The organism is Permianibacter fluminis (assembly GCF_013179735.1).
In the GTDB taxonomy this organism is placed as follows: domain Bacteria; phylum Pseudomonadota; class Gammaproteobacteria; order Enterobacterales; family Permianibacteraceae; genus Permianibacter; species Permianibacter fluminis.
The window spans coordinates 529,037-543,178 of record NZ_JABMEG010000002.1 but is presented as its reverse complement, the minus strand read 5'-3'; the positions used below and the strand labels follow the sequence as shown (position 1 = coordinate 543,178).

The 14,142-nt window shown below is 60.3% G+C and carries 13 protein-coding genes; 2 read left to right on the top strand and 11 right to left on the bottom strand.

Features of this window, described 5'->3' with window-relative positions:
* Window positions 1-99: 99 nt before the first annotated feature.
* The gene (locus HPT27_RS17635) at window positions 100-1,755 is read right to left on the bottom strand and encodes an AMP-binding protein (RefSeq protein ID WP_172246426.1); all 1,656 of its coding nucleotides are present in this window, start codon (window positions 1,753-1,755) and stop codon (window positions 100-102) included.
* 295 nt (window positions 1,756-2,050) lie between these two features.
* Between HPT27_RS17635 and HPT27_RS17630 the strand changes: the two genes are divergently transcribed.
* On the top strand, window positions 2,051-2,848 hold the full coding sequence (locus HPT27_RS17630; protein ID WP_172246203.1) for a response regulator: 798 nt from the start codon (window positions 2,051-2,053) through the stop codon (window positions 2,846-2,848).
* Between the two features lie 28 nt (window positions 2,849-2,876).
* Here HPT27_RS17630 and HPT27_RS17625 read toward each other — a convergent pair whose 3' ends face one another.
* The 7 genes from HPT27_RS17625 to HPT27_RS17595 all read right to left on the bottom strand — a co-directional run bounded on the left by HPT27_RS17625 (window position 2,877) and on the right by HPT27_RS17595 (window position 9,458).
* Window positions 2,877-3,797, bottom strand: coding sequence for an alpha/beta fold hydrolase (locus HPT27_RS17625; protein ID WP_172246201.1), 921 nt, complete (start codon window positions 3,795-3,797; stop codon window positions 2,877-2,879).
* Window positions 3,798-4,052: 255 nt separating this feature from the next.
* Complete coding sequence (locus HPT27_RS17620; protein WP_172246199.1) at window positions 4,053-4,349, bottom strand: late competence development ComFB family protein; 297 nt, start codon at window positions 4,347-4,349, stop codon at window positions 4,053-4,055.
* Window positions 4,350-4,750: 401 nt separating this feature from the next.
* Complete coding sequence (locus HPT27_RS17615; protein WP_235951090.1) at window positions 4,751-5,632, bottom strand: MBL fold metallo-hydrolase; 882 nt, start codon at window positions 5,630-5,632, stop codon at window positions 4,751-4,753.
* Between the two features lie 127 nt (window positions 5,633-5,759).
* Window positions 5,760-7,046, bottom strand: a complete 1,287-nt coding sequence (locus HPT27_RS17610; RefSeq protein ID WP_172246198.1) for a transglutaminase-like domain-containing protein — start codon at window positions 7,044-7,046, stop codon at window positions 5,760-5,762.
* Window positions 7,047-7,231: 185 nt separating this feature from the next.
* Window positions 7,232-7,705, bottom strand: coding sequence for a DUF4826 family protein (locus HPT27_RS17605; protein WP_172246197.1), 474 nt, complete (start codon window positions 7,703-7,705; stop codon window positions 7,232-7,234).
* Between the two features lie 77 nt (window positions 7,706-7,782).
* Entirely contained in the window at window positions 7,783-8,310 is a 528-nt protein-coding gene (locus tag HPT27_RS17600; RefSeq protein WP_172246196.1) for a gamma carbonic anhydrase family protein, read from the bottom strand.
* A gap of 164 nt (window positions 8,311-8,474) precedes the next feature.
* A complete protein-coding gene (locus HPT27_RS17595; protein ID WP_172246195.1) occupies window positions 8,475-9,458 on the bottom strand; it encodes an ATP-grasp domain-containing protein in 984 nt (327 codons plus the stop codon).
* Window positions 9,459-9,963: 505 nt separating this feature from the next.
* Between HPT27_RS17595 and amaB the strand changes: the two genes are divergently transcribed.
* Entirely contained in the window at window positions 9,964-11,487 is a 1,524-nt protein-coding gene (amaB, locus tag HPT27_RS17590) for an L-piperidine-6-carboxylate dehydrogenase (RefSeq protein WP_172246194.1), read from the top strand.
* A gap of 84 nt (window positions 11,488-11,571) precedes the next feature.
* Here amaB and HPT27_RS19675 read toward each other — a convergent pair whose 3' ends face one another.
* The 3 genes from HPT27_RS19675 to HPT27_RS17575 form a co-directional block, all read right to left on the bottom strand.
* Window positions 11,572-12,558: a GGDEF domain-containing protein gene (locus HPT27_RS19675; RefSeq protein WP_172246193.1), complete on the bottom strand. Its 987-nt coding sequence runs from the start codon at window positions 12,556-12,558 to the stop codon at window positions 11,572-11,574.
* A gap of 134 nt (window positions 12,559-12,692) precedes the next feature.
* A complete protein-coding gene (locus HPT27_RS17580) occupies window positions 12,693-13,256 on the bottom strand; it encodes a hypothetical protein (protein WP_172246192.1) in 564 nt (187 codons plus the stop codon).
* A gap of 67 nt (window positions 13,257-13,323) precedes the next feature.
* Window positions 13,324-14,016, bottom strand: a complete 693-nt coding sequence (locus HPT27_RS17575) for a DUF6901 family protein (protein ID WP_172246191.1) — start codon at window positions 14,014-14,016, stop codon at window positions 13,324-13,326.
* Window positions 14,017-14,142: the final 126 nt, after the last annotated feature.

Genomic DNA, 14,142 nt, shown 5'->3' with positions numbered 1-14,142 from the left:
AGCCACCCCGGAAGTGGCTCCGGAAAGCTGTGGCGCAAGCGCCGGATCAGTACCCGTTACTTCATTCAACTCAGCACAACTCCTGCAAGATATGCCAACTCAGCGCAATTCCCGGCGCAAGATTTTGCCGACGTTGCTCTTTGGCAAGCTGGTCCGGAACTCGACCTGCTTCGGTCGTTTGTAGCCGGTCAGTTTGTCATGACAGAAGTCGATCACTTGCTGCTCGGTCAGATTGGCATCGCGCTTGACGATGAACACTTTGACCGCTTCGCCGGTCGCCTCTGACGGCACACCAATCGCCGCCACTTCCAGCACGCCCGGATGCGCCGATACCACCGCCTCGATTTCATTCGGGTAGACGTTGAAGCCAGAGACCAGAATCATGTCTTTCTTGCGATCGACAATCTTGAAGAAGCCTTTTTCGTCGTAAATGGCGACGTCACCGGTATGCAACCAACCATCCGGGTCCAGCACTTTTGCGGTTTCGTCCGGACGGTTGTAATAACCGAGCATGACTTGCGGACCGCGCACGCACAGCTCGCCCGGATGGCCCATCTCCACTTCCTGGTTGGCATCGTTGCGCAAACTGATTTCGGTCGATGACACCGGCAGGCCAATGGTGCCGTTATAGCTTTTCAGATTGAGCGGATTGATGGTGACCGCCGGCGACGTTTCGGTCAGGCCGTACGCTTCCAGCAAGGGCTTGCCGGTCACGCTTTGCCAGCGCTCCGCCACCGCCGGTTGCACCGCCATGCCACCGCCCAGCGCCAGCTTGAAGGTACTGAAATTCAACTCACTGAATCCGGGCGTGTTGAGCAAGCCGTTGAACAGCGTGTTGACGCCAGTCAGCGCAGTGAATTTCCATTTTTTCAGCTCGGCAATAAAGCCGGGCATGTCGCGCGGGTTGGTGATCAAAACGTTTTCGCCACCGACGTGCATGAAAGTCATGCAGTTCGCCGTCAACGAAAAGATGTGATACAGCGGCAAGGCCGTGATGATGATCTCTTTGCCTTCTTCCAGGAACGGCTTCAGCCAGGCGGAGGCCTGCAGCACGTTGGCAACCATGTTGCGATGGGTCAGCACCGCACCTTTGGACACGCCGGTAGTGCCGCCGGTGTATTGCAGGAAGGCATAATCGTCCGGCCCGACCGCTACCGGTTTGAAGGGCAGACTGGCGCCCTTGCCGACGATGGTGCGATAGCCAATCGCCCCCGGCAGTTGATAAGGCGGCACCATTTTTTTCACATACTTCACGACGCTGTTGACCAGCATTCGTTTCAAGGTCGGACAGGCATCACCAATCTCGGTCACGCAAATGTGCTTGACCGGCGTTTCGTGCCGGACTTCAGCCAGGGTGTGAGCAAAGTTGGCCAGAATGACAATGGCGGTGGCGCCACTGTCGCGCAATTGATGTTCCAGTTCGCGCGGGGTGTATTGCGGATTGACGTTGACCACAGTGATGCCGGCGCGCAACGCACCGAACAACAGCACCGGATACTGGATCAGGTTGGGCATCATCAGCGCCAGCTTGTCGCCTTTGCCCAGGTTCCATTCTTGCTGGAAAAACGCCGCCGCATCGCGGGTCGCTTTGTCGAGCTCGGCGAATGTCAGGGTAATGCCGAGATTGCTGAACGCCGGCCGATCACGAAAGCGACGGACGCTGTCTTCAAACAGTTCAACCAGGGACGGGAATTGTTCGGGATTGATCTCGTGCGGCACGCCCGGTGGGTAATGCTGCAGCCAGATTTTTTCCATCTTGTTGTGCTCCGGTGATTGCACGGTGGTCAGAAGTGCCACGATTCTCGAAAAAACGCAGATTTTGCGAAAAATGCGCGCGGTCTTGCGTGAACAAATTATGGGTGAACGCTGCTTTCCGCGACGTTCGGGACGCCCTGTCGAAAAACGGGCGGCGTCGGAAAACAGAGGGCGCAAGGTAACCGATGGTCGGGCCACCGGTCAAACCGCGGCCAGAGCCGCGGTCACCGAGCGGACCAGGGCGCACCGGGACCGACTACACTTGCCGACAGTGTAGTCAGCGCAGGCCCACCCCATGCCCAGTTTCGCCATTCAGGACTTGCATATCCTGTTGGTCGAGCCCTCCCCGACCCAGCAGAAAATCGTGCTGAATCACCTGCGGGAAGCCGGCGTGAATCTGGTCGATGCCGTCAGCACCGGAAGTGAGGCGCTGAGCTACCTGCAGAGCCAGTCGACCGATCTGGTGATCAGTGCCATGTATCTGCCGGACATGGACGCCACCGACGTGCTGCTGACGCTGCGCGCCGATCCACGCTGGCAGGATCTGGCCTTCATGCTGGTTTCCAGTGAAACCCGGTTCCGCGCCATCGACCCAATCAAACAGGCGGGGGTGGTGGCCATCCTGCCCAAGCCCTTTTTGCCGCGGGACATCGAGCGGGCGCTGCGCGCGACGCTGCGCTACATCGAGCCGGAAGAACTGGCACTGGAAAGCTATGACGTCAGCGACTTGCGGGTGTTGGTGGTCGATGACAGCAGCACGGCCAGGGCCCATATCAAACGCATGCTGACCGATCTGGGCATCCGCCACATCACACTGGCAGTCGATGGCAAACACGGCATCACCTGCTTTGGCGAGCAATTGTTCGATCTGGTGGTGACCGACTACAACATGCCGGAAATGGATGGCCGCGAGCTGGTCGAGGCCATTCGCGGCCGCACTGACGGCGTCTCGGTGCCCATTCTGATGGTGACCAGCGAAACCGAGCGGGCCCGCATCTCGCAGGTTGAACAGTCCGGTGTTTCGGCATTGCTCGACAAGCCGTTCACGCCGGAAGTCATCCGGCAGGCCCTGTTCAGCCTGCTGAGTCATTGACAGCGGTTCCAGTTTCCAAGCGTGCGCGTCAGCGCGCGGTCAGAAATTCACCGATAGCTTCCACCAGAAAATGCGGCTGCTCCAGATGGACGTGGTGACCGCCGGCCAGCAGGTGATGGACAAAACGCGGCAGCACCCGCGCATGCGCCGCCACCGCCGGGGTGATCTGTGCCATGCCGCGATCACCCTGAGCTAGCAGCATCGGCGCCCGCAGCGCACCAAAGAAGGCGCTGACCTGGGCCGGACTCATCCGCAGCAGCGTCGGCCAGCGCAGGCGCGCGTCGGAGCACCAGGTCACCCCACCGGGCACCGGCATCAGATTGCGCTCGACAATCGGCGCCAGCAGCGGCGCCGGGACATCGCCCACCGCCGCCCGCACCCGCAACGCATCGGCAACGGTCGGATAGACCGCCTTGCGCGAGCTTTGCCGGGCCAGCCGCTCTTCACAGCCTTCGCGCAAGCGCGCCGGGCCGTCGCTCTCGACCCGGGTCAAAGGTCCGAAGGCCTCAACGCTGATCAGGTGGCTGACCGCTTCCGGAAACGCGCCGGCAAACAGCAACGCCAGCGCCCCGCCCATGGAATGCCCGAGCACCGGCAGGCGCTCGATTTCCAACTGCTTCAGCAGCGCATGCACGGTGTAAACGCCATCGATGAAATGGTATTGGGCGCCGGCCGGCAAATGGTCCGAGGCACCGTGGCCGAGAAAATCGATGGCGATGCAGCGATACGGCTGGCCGCCCTGCCCGGCCGCCAACAGTGGCGCCAGCGAAAAGAAACTGCCGGCGTTGTCGAGCCAGCCATGCAGCAGCAGCAGCGGCGGCGCATCGGCAGCGCCCCACTCACAGACCGCGATCTCAAGACCGTCGACCGTCAGGCGGTATTGCCGCTCGGGCGGCACGAAAGGGCTGGGCAAGGTGGCAGGTTCAAAGCTGGCAGATTCAGCGGACACGGTTTGGCTCCATCAAAACGTGACGCCAGTGTAGAGCTTGGGTCGACTGAACTGAATGCCTGAATACCGGAATGCCTGAATGCCTGAATGCTGGAATGACGGAATGTCTGGCCGCGCAGCTGGCGCATGCTTTTGGGTCTGCGCCGGGGCAAGGTCATGCAAGGTCAATTTGAAAAGGGAAAACCAGAGAACGTCGAGACTGTAGATGCCGCGGCCGGCCGTATCGGTCAGCGGCGGCAGGGAAGGCAATGGCGCTTATTCGTGCGGGTGCTCGTTGACCTTGCGAATCGCTTTCAACACTTGCCGGCGGGCGTATTTTTTCAATTCGGCGACTTCTTCGCGCAGCTCTTCGCTTGGGTTGTGCCGTTCCAGAATGCTGGTGACATATTTCGCCGGCATCTGGTTCAGCGCGATGGCGGCCACATCCTGGATATTCAACGGGGTGGCGGCAAATGCCGGTTTACCGTCCTGAATGACCTGATGGATCTGCTCGAAAACGATCTCTTCGCTGAGGTTGATCAGATCGTCATGTTCATACATTGACTTGTACATGCCAGGTCCTTGCCGCCGGGAGCTGGTATCAGCGTAGTCGAGGCCATGGCGCGACTCAACCGGGAACGCACCGTGACAGCAGCCGGCGGCATTGCGCCAGTTCCGCAGACCGGCCGGAGCCGATTATTCCGGGCAAAAAAAAGGGCTGCCGAAGCAGCCCTTATCCAGATTGGAAAGTCCGGCGCCCAATTGGACCGCCGGAACCCTAACCCCTGAAGCAGGAGACCATGATGAATACCCCGTCGCCCTGACCACACCCTGTTGTGGCACAAGGGAGACGCCAACTCTGACTGGGCTGAATCGAGCAAGTTCCGGCGCCCGCTGAACAATTCGCTGACGCTTTGATGACATCCGGCCCAGCCCGGGACCGATGGGAGTCACCAGCCCCGACCGTTGCCCGCTCAGCTGGCCAGCGCCACCAATTCAGCGGCGGCGGCGCTGGCGCTGTATTTGCCGGTCTCGTCGCGGCTCAGGCCGGACAAGGCGACTTTCGGGTCATGGGTGTAGAACAGGCGGCCATTGCGGTGGATAAGGTCGTCCAGCAGCACCCGTTTCTCGTTGATCAGCAGCTCGGGGTAGCGGTCATACCCCATGGTGATAGGGATATGGACCCACGGCGTGCCCGGAATCAAATCGGCGCAGAACACCACCGGTCCGGCCGGCATATCGATTTCCGCCAGCAACATGCCGGGCGTGTGGCCGTCGCTGTGGTGAAACCGGTAGCCCTCACCGAGCAAGACCGAATGCGCATTGCTGACCCGCTCCAGCCGACCGGTGGCCGCCAGCAGCTCGGTCAGCCCCGGAATGAACGAGGCTTTGTCGCGGGCGTGCGGCTGCAGCGCCCGTTGCCAGGCTTCCTGACCGACCACGTAATGCGCGTTCGGAAACACCAGCTGCATCGGCGCGCCTTGCTGCCACGCGGCCAAAATGCCGCCAGCGTGATCAAAATGCAGATGCGACAACACAATCACGTCGATTTGTTCCGGGCGCACGCCAATGGCCGCCAGCGAAGCCAGCAAAACATGCTCGGTTTCGACGACCCCGTAACGCTCGCGCAGCCGCGGCTCGAAAAACGCGCCGATGCCGGCTTCGAACAAAATGTGCCGGACGCTGTCGCCGTGTTGTTCGCGCACCAGCAAGGCCCGGCAACCGAGATCAATCCGGTTCTGCTCGTCCACACTGACCCAGCGCGCCCACATCGCTTTCGGCGCGTTGCCAAACATCGCGCCACCATCCAGTTTCTGGCTATTGCCGGTTACCGAGTACAGCTGTCTGCTCATCATCACCATCTCGGCCGGTTGTGCGACATCCCGTGCCCATACCGCCCTGAAAATGTACCGGCAGGAAATCGGTCCCGCCGAAAACTGCGCTCACGCCTGTTGCCAACGAGTCAATCGCCGGCACCAGCTGTCAGCGGTAGGAAATCTGTTCGACTGAAAACTGCAAATCGCGGCGCGCCAGCGCGGCTGCCAAGGCACCTTCATCACCGCTGCCCATGCGCAAATGGGTGCCGGAAACCGGCAGCAAATTCCACATCGGATCGACCGCCAGCCAACGACCGTCAACGATCACTTCAGCCCAGCTGTGGCCACCAAAACCCTGCACTTCATCTCCGAGATATACCAGCCCCGAGACTTCGCGCGCCGGCATCGCGGCGGCGCGCGCCAGTGCCACAAACAGCTGACTGAATTCGGTGCAGTCGCCGCGGCGGCTACGGAAAATATCAGCGGCGGTCTGGTCGGTCAGCACATCCTGCTGGCGCAAATGCTGGCTGACAAAATTGAGCAGGCGCGACACCTTGTCGTGATCATCGGCAGCGCCCTGCACCAGTTGTTTGGCAACCAGTTGCAAGCGCTCATCCGCCGGGGAATAACGCGGCTCCGGCGCCAGTGCGGCCTGCCATTCCAGCAGCGGCGCCAGCAGACCGGGCTGGCGATTGTCGGTGCGAACAAAGCCGGGCAGCGTCGTTTGGCCGGGACTGCTGGTCAGCGGCAGGCTGACCGTTTGCGGCCAACGCAATTGCAGGCTGACCACTTCGCGCGCGCGGCCGAGCGCGCGATCGGCGTGTATGGTGCGGCCGAGATACAGATCCTGAGGCGCTGGCGCCACCTCGGCATCCGCCAACTCCAATCGGATCGCATCGCCGACATTCATTGCCAGTGGCATGCCACCGGCGCTGAACAACCATTCGGCCTGCCAGCGCTCACCGGCGCGTTTCCACGACAGACGATACGGCGTGCCAAACCAGCGTGAACCGGTTTCGAGTACGGTCACTTCGTCATCAAATAGCTGCAAGGTTTCGCTGTTGAGTCGTTTCAGTGCCTGACGGCTACCGACTGCGGCGCCCTGCCGAACCAGCGCACTGGCGGCGTAATAATCGGCCATGCCGAAATCCAGCGCCGGTTGCCGCAGCGCACTGTGCTGCTCGGCGATAGTGCGACTGCCGGTCAGCTCGTTGGCGCCGTTCTCATATTGCACCTTCGCCAGCAGCGCATTTTGCTGGCGCTGCCATTGTCCGCGCAGCAACCGATACGGCGGCGTCGCGGCAAATTGCATTTGCTCGGTTTCCTGATAGCGCAGCGGCGCATCGCGCACCGTGGCTTCGACGGTCAGCGTCAGCTCCACCAGCCATTCACCGGTTGGCAATTGCCGCAGCGTTTCCTGTTGCCGACCGACCGCCTGTCCGTGCCAGGACAAACGATAAGTCCGGGCGGGTCCCAGCTGATCGGCGGGAGAAAAGTCGCTGCCAAACCAAGGCGCTAGCAAGCCAAGCTCGGCACCCGGCACGAGACCAGGCACAACACCGAGCCCAACACCCAGCACCGCGACGATGACGACAGCAAGCGCCGTCGCGATCGCCCAGCGTTGGCGTCGGCGCCGGTTTATGCCTGCTGGAATTCCGGCCACAGGCGATCTTCGTTGACGACCTGGAACAGCCGCTCGGAACCGCGTTGCAGCGAGTTCATGTAGTCGGATTGCAAGGCTGGATTGCCGACGTCGACCTTGTTGTCGGCCAAACGCTGCTCCAGTTGCGCCGCTTTCAATTGCCAGGTCAGGTAAAAATGGCGCAGCGCATCGCGGGCGTTCGGTGCCGCGGTTTCAGCCACGTGATCAACCGGCAGATCGGCACCCGACACCACCCACAGCTTGCTGCGCTTGCCGTCGAGTTTGACTTCGAAATGCCAGACCGCGACCAAGGGCGGCAACACCCGGCTGGTCGGTTGCAGCAAACGGGTTTCACCATAGCCTTGATTCAGCAAATGGCGCATGGCCCGAGCGTATTCGGCCTGGCTCCACTCGCGGCTGAATTTCTCTTTTTCAGCCGCAGTCGGCATGGCGTTGGCGGGCGTGCTCATGGATGACAGAACCTCGTGACGACGCTGCGCAAGCGGCAGCGGAAGAATCGAACAGAACGGCTGGCGCCCGACCGCCATCAATCAGACAGAGGTCGGCAACCAGCCAGGTAGCGGGCGATTTTAGCAACGTAGACCTGCGCCGGCCATGCCAGTTTGGCCCGTTCCTCGCTGGTCAGTTCTCGCACAACCCGGCCCGGAGACCCCAGTACCAGCACGCCGTCCGGAATCTCCTTGCCTTCGGCGATCAGGGTATTGGCGCCGATCAGGACCTCGCGGCCAATCCGGGCACCGTTCAGGACCACGGCGTTCATGCCGATCAGGGCACCATCGCCAATCGTGCAGCCGTGCAACATGACCTTGTGGCCGATGGTGACGCCGGCACCGACCGTCAGCGGCAGACCGGGATCGGTATGCAGCACGGCACCGTCCTGAACGTTGGAGCGCTCACCGATGGTGATCACATCATTGTCGGCCCGAATCACGGCATTGAACCAGACGCTGACCTGATGGTGCAGCCGCACCGAGCCGATGATTGCCGCGCTGGGCGCCAGGTAATGCTCGCTGCCGATCAGCTCCGGCACACGGTCTTCAAAGGCATAACGCATGTAATTTCTCAGTTCTCGGTTCTCGCTGGACTATGTGCCAAACGAAAAAACCATGTTTTCTGGCAAAAGGCGCTTTGTGGAAAAAGAGTTTTCTCGAAAAAAGCGCTTGCTCGAAAAACCGCGCATTCCGGAAAAAGCCAGTTCAGTAAAAACGGGCCGTCAGCTTAGCGCAGCGCGAGCTCGCGGGCGATCGCCGCCGCCAGCCGCTGGGCCGCCGGAGTATGAAAGCGCAGGAACAGCTCCGGTTCGATCAGCTCCAGCTCCATCAACCGCAGCGCGCCGCTGTCATCGCGGACCGCATCGACCCGGGCATACAGCGGCATCGACGGACAGGCGGCCACTGCCCGCTCGGCAAACTGCATCTCTTCGGCGGTCGCGACGTGCGCGAGCACCGTGCCTCCGTGATCGTCCTGAACGCGGAAATCGCCGGCTTTCGGCACTTTGCGCACCGCATGGCTACAAACACCATCAATGACGATGAAACTGAACTCGCCCTGCTCCAGCACATTGCGCAAAAATGGCTGCACCATCATGCTTTCTTTGGCGACGCAATCGGCAAACGTGCTCTGCATGGCAACGGCGTTGGTCAGGCCGACCCGATAGGTCAGCCGGGCGCTGCCCGAGACCACCGGTTTGAACACCACTTCGCTCCAGCCTTGTTTGCGCAGCACCGTGGCAAGCGGCGCGACCGAGCCCTTTTCAATGAACACGGTCTCGACAATCGGCACCCCGGCGGCCTGCAAATCCGCCAGATAATGTTTGTCGATATTCCAGCGCAGCAAGGCCGCATTGTTGAACAGACGGGTTTGCTCGCTGACCGCACTGAGCCAGGGCGCAAACTCGCGATAGCGGAAGAAATAATCCCAAGTGCTGCGAAACACCAGCGCCCGGCACCGCGACCAGTCTTGCTGACTGTCGTCCCAGGACATGCGAGTAACCTTCAGACCGCGCTCGCGCAGCGGCTTCAGCAACAAAGCCTCTTCCAGCTGCAGCTGACAGATATAGGGCTCATCCAGATTCGGCGCGAGATACTCCCGCTGGGTCAGCAGCACCACGTCCCATTGCTGCGGAACCGGGTGCTGGCGGTCGGATTTTGCCGGGTCGGAACGGGTAGCCACACTGTCGGTTCGGGAAAGGGTTGCCGTCATGGGAGGTCTCTTGTTGGAAGTTCTATTCAAGTAAGGCTTCGTGGCTGTGCGTCGAATCGGTACGCTGATATCGGTAAAGCGATAATCGGGAGGCCAATGAAGCCGGCCAGCCGCGCCGAATGCGGCACCAAGACTACGGAACTCCCCCGCTGGCGCCAAGCCCTACGCCATACAGCGCTTATTAAGCCTTTGAATAACTGGCAAGTTCGCTCCGCGAACCCGCGCTGCACGCCCATTCGCGGCTGCTCCGGCCACGTAGCAGGAAAAGCGGGTAAATGATAAGGTTGCGCCCCGGTTTTTTGCCCCATCGGTTGGCGCCATCGCTTCGGCGCCCATTGCCCGTTGGCGGGGCAAGCCCGGTTTTCCATTTTGGTTGGTCGCAGTGGCCTCACGCCTCGCAACAAGCCCCACAACCCTGTGGGTCGGTCGCAGGCGTTCTTTACGCCCTGACGACACTTCCCACTTCGCGGTGGGTCGCTAGCCGCATTTTTTGAGAGAGGTTTCCATGGACGTGTTGAAGCAGCTGGGTCTTGAAGGCATCCAGTCCGGTACTTGTTTTGGTATCAATCAGTGGTCGACCGACAGCAGCGCCGGGGTCATTGATTCGTTCAACCCGGCCACCGGCGAAGTGTTGGGCAAGGTCTACGCCACCAGCGCCGCCGATTACGAAAAAGTATTAAAGAGCGCGCAGGCCGCCTACGCCGAATGGCGCAAGGTGCCGGCGCCGAAGCGCGGCGAAATCGTTCGTCAAATGGGCGAAGAACTGCGCAAGCACAAAGACGCGCTCGGCACCCTGGTCACGCTCGAAATGGGCAAGATCAAAGCCGAAGGCGATGGCGAAGTGCAGGAAATGATCGACATGGCCGATTTCGCGGTCGGTCAGGCCCGCATGCTGTACGGCCTGTCGATGCATTCCGAGCGTCCGGACCACTCGATGAAAGAACAGTGGCACCCGATCGGTATCGTCGGCGTGATGAGCGCATTCAACTTCCCGGTTGCGGTCTGGGCCTGGAACGCCTTCCTCGCGGCTATCTGCGGCAACGTCACTGTCTGGAAGCCGTCGCCGAAGACGCCGCTGTGCGCCGTTGCCGTGCAGAAGATCTGCAATGACGTGCTGGCCCGCAACAACTGCCCGCCGATTTTCCAGCTGTTCATCGACAACGCCGAAAACAAACTGTCGCAAGCCTTTGTTGCTGACAAGCGAGTTGCCAAGATGTCGTTCACCGGTTCCTCGCAAGTCGGCCGTCTGGTCGGCGCGAAAGTGGCCGAACGTTTCGGCAAGTGTCTGCTGGAGCTGTCGGGCAACAACGCCATCATCGTTGACGAAACCGCCGATCTGAAAATCGCCGTGCCGTCGATCGTGTTTGGCGCCGTTGGTACTGCTGGCCAGCGCTGCACCACCACCCGCCGTTTGATCGTGCACAAATCGCGCGAAGCCGAAGTGGTCAAAGCGATTGTTGATGCCTACAAGCAAGTGAAGATCGGCAACCCGATCGACAAGAACACGCTGATGGGCCCGCTGGTCGACGAAGCCGCGGTCAAGATGTACGAAAACGCGATTGCTCTCGCCAAGAAAGAAGGTGGCGAAGTGCTGGCCGGTGGCAAGCGCATCGCTGGTCCGGGCCATTTCGTCGAGCCGACCATCATCCGCGCCAAGAACAGCTTCGAAGCCGTACAAAGCGAAACCTTCGCCGCGATTCTGTACGTGATGACCTATGAGACGCTGGACGAAGCCATTGCCCTGAACAATGACTCGCGCTTCGGCCTGTCGTCGTCGATCTTCACCAACAATCTGAAAAACGCCGAATACTTCCTGTCGGCACTCGGTTCGGATTGCGGTATCGCCAACGTCAATATCGGCACCTCGGGCGCCGAAATCGGCGGTGCCTTTGGTGGCGAGAAAGAAACCGGTGGTGGCCGCGAAGCCGGCTCCGATGCCTGGAAATCGTACATGCGTCGCCAGACCAACACGATTTTCTACGGCAACAAAGCCACACTGGCGCAAGGCATCGAATTCAATCTGGGTTAATCAGTCTGGGTTGATACCTGCCGTTGCAACGGCAGAACAAAAAGGGCCGCAACTGCGGCCCTTTTTGTTTCCAGCACAACTCAGTCACAGCGAATCATCGGCCGCCATGACCACCCGGTCGCGACCGGCCGCTTTGGCCTGGTACAGCGCGGCATCAGCGCGGGCGATCCAGCTTTCCGGCGTGTCATGCGCCAGCAATTCCGCCACACCAATCGACGTGGTAATCATCGGCACTGTCGGCGCTCCCGGGCGTAGCTCGGCAATACTGCTGCGCAGGGTTTCAGCCACCGCCATACCATCGCGGCCATGCGTGTGTGGCAATACCAGAACAAATTCTTCACCGCCCCAACGACCGGCCATGTCGGTGTCACGCGCACGACGGCGCAAGATTGCCGCCACCTGCATCAGCACCTGATCTCCGGCCTGATGACCGCCTTGATCGTTAACCGATTTGAAGTGATCGAGATCGATCAGCAGCAGCGTGGCCGGCACACCATAACGACTGCGTTGCCGTTGCCAGTTTTCCAGCGCTTGCTGCACCGCCCGGCGATTGGCGAGCCCGGTCAGGCTGTCGGTATTGGCGGCCTGCTGCAATTCTTGCTGCTGTTTGGCGACAGTGCGGGCGAAAATCAGCGTCATGCCGCCGACGACAAAATGCGTCACCAGCAGGCGACTGTACAAATCCATGGCCAGTGCAGACCAAGCCAAAACCGCTAAACCGGCTGCGAACAATAGATTGAACAGAATCGCCAATCGCAGTTCCAGATACAGGTAGAAGAAGACAACCATGGGGTAGCTCCACATGGTCGCGTATATCGGCATGATCGGAATGAAATACAGCACGGCGAGCGATGGCACCAGACAACCAAGCAGATGGGCAAACAACAGGGCCCGCTGCCGCCAGATGAGCCAAGTGGAGATCGCAATGGCTGCGCAGGCCAGCAAGGTCACGCTACCGGACAGCAACGCGCCCTGCCAGACCATTGACAACCCAAACGGAGTGATCGCGGCCAGCGCGATGAGATGGAATGCGAGCTGGCGACCACGCACGACCTGCTTTTGCCCCGACACGGCCACCCTCATCAAGTCTTGCACTGCTTACCGCACCCCTGATGCAGCCAACACTATGTCGGAAGCAAGCGACAACGCAGGTAAGCCTGAGCCCAAGAAAGATTGACCTGCGCTCATCGGCCAGCGCTGATCAGCTAAGGCTGATTGCTTGCTGCCACACCACCGATGGCACGGATGGCGTTCAACGCCGCGGTCAGCTCGTCGTCATCGGCCTCTTCGCAGCCGATCGAAATGGAAAACACCATGGTTTGGCTACTGATGATAATCGGCGCGACACAAGCATAGTAGCGACCAGGAAACACCGCGAATTCCTCATTACCACTAGCCGTCTCCAGCACCGCATAGGCACCCAAGGCCGATTCGGTTTCGAAGTACTCCGCATGCAATTGCGGGTCCTTGGCTTTGCTCAGATAGTAGGTTGCACTTTGCGCCAGCATGTCCGCCAATGCCGATTTATCAAGCCGGCCTTTTTCCGTCGGAAACCCGGTGATGGCAATGCGGACATCGTCGGCTTCAATACGCAGATTGGTCGCGCCTTCAAGTGGCATGGGATAGTTCTTGACCACCCAGGACTTCGGCAACGACACCGCAAGACCACCGCCAATCGGGTGACTGACTGCTGGCTTGCTGGCTGCCTGGGCCAGTGCCGATACCATCATCAGTATTAGCCATACACTCGTCTGCACCGTCGACTTCATTTGTCACTCCTTGTTGACGTTTTTTGTCTGCATTTCCTGTTGGCGTCTTTCCGTTGAATCATTGCCATCAGCTTTGCTCCAATTCGCTTCGATAGCTCTCAAACACCGGCCACATATCCGCCAGCGCTTCATCAATCGAAAACTGCAGCAGCTTGGCCATCGAATCGAGCACGACCAGCGCGTTCGACGGACCATCACGCTCACTGCTGGCACTGACCCGTTTGACCATCGCCGCATTGACCAGCTGCAGCTGATCATAGTGACCGTGCAGCGCTTTCAAATCCCAATCCGGTTTGCCGCCGTGCTTGTCGACCAGATACTGGGCCAACAAATACATGGAAGCTGCCCGATAGATCGTTTCCTTTTCCGACGAAAACGGCAGATGAAACTGTGCCATCGGTTTCAGGAACTGGGAGCGCGGACAACCGCTGGTCGCGGACAGCAAGCCCATCAGTGAGCCGACCGCATTTTGCAAGGAGGTGGTTTTCAGAAACCGGCGCTGCGGCGTCGCCACTTCCACGGTCACGGTGTCATGCGAATGGTATTTGCCCGTCACTTCGACCAAGCGGACAAAGCTGACCGCCATCGGACAATGCGAGACCTTGGTCCGATCGAGCGGGCAATTCGGACATTGATGGAACTCCAGCCGCGTCCACTCCGGCAGGCGTTCCGGCTGCGCTGGCTCGGTGCTGTCCAACTGGACCACAAACAGTTCGTCTGCCGCATCCGGCAACCGGAAGTGATAATGAAATTCGTTCATGCTGGCCTGGCCCTCCGTGGTCCGTAGGCGTCATGGCAAGAGGACGGAATGCTGCCGGGTTTTGCCCGGTTTGTCACCCGCCGCGGTCGCCTTTCCGCCTGCTGACAAGACCCTGGCAGCAGCAGA

Excerpts from the sequence above, each read along its gene's own strand:
- HPT27_RS17575 (WP_172246191.1), bottom strand. The coding sequence starts at position 14,016 with ATGAACGAATTTCATTATCACTTCCGGTTGCCGGATGCGGCAGACGAA.
- HPT27_RS17620 (WP_172246199.1), bottom strand. The coding sequence starts at position 4,349 with ATGTACAAGTCAATGTATGAACATGACGATCTGATCAACCTCAGCGAA.
- HPT27_RS17635 (WP_172246426.1), bottom strand. The coding sequence starts at position 1,755 with ATGGAAAAAATCTGGCTGCAGCATTACCCACCGGGCGTGCCGCACGAG.
- HPT27_RS17605 (WP_172246197.1), bottom strand. The coding sequence starts at position 7,705 with ATGAGCACGCCCGCCAACGCCATGCCGACTGCGGCTGAAAAAGAGAAA.
- HPT27_RS17600 (WP_172246196.1), bottom strand. The coding sequence starts at position 8,310 with ATGCGTTATGCCTTTGAAGACCGTGTGCCGGAGCTGATCGGCAGCGAG.
- HPT27_RS17615 (WP_235951090.1), bottom strand. The coding sequence starts at position 5,632 with ATGATGAGCAGACAGCTGTACTCGGTAACCGGCAATAGCCAGAAACTG.
- amaB (WP_172246194.1), top strand. The coding sequence starts at position 9,964 with ATGGACGTGTTGAAGCAGCTGGGTCTTGAAGGCATCCAGTCCGGTACT.
- HPT27_RS17630 (WP_172246203.1), top strand. The coding sequence starts at position 2,051 with ATGCCCAGTTTCGCCATTCAGGACTTGCATATCCTGTTGGTCGAGCCC.
- HPT27_RS17580 (WP_172246192.1), bottom strand. The coding sequence starts at position 13,256 with ATGAAGTCGACGGTGCAGACGAGTGTATGGCTAATACTGATGATGGTA.
- HPT27_RS17595 (WP_172246195.1), bottom strand. The coding sequence starts at position 9,458 with ATGACGGCAACCCTTTCCCGAACCGACAGTGTGGCTACCCGTTCCGAC.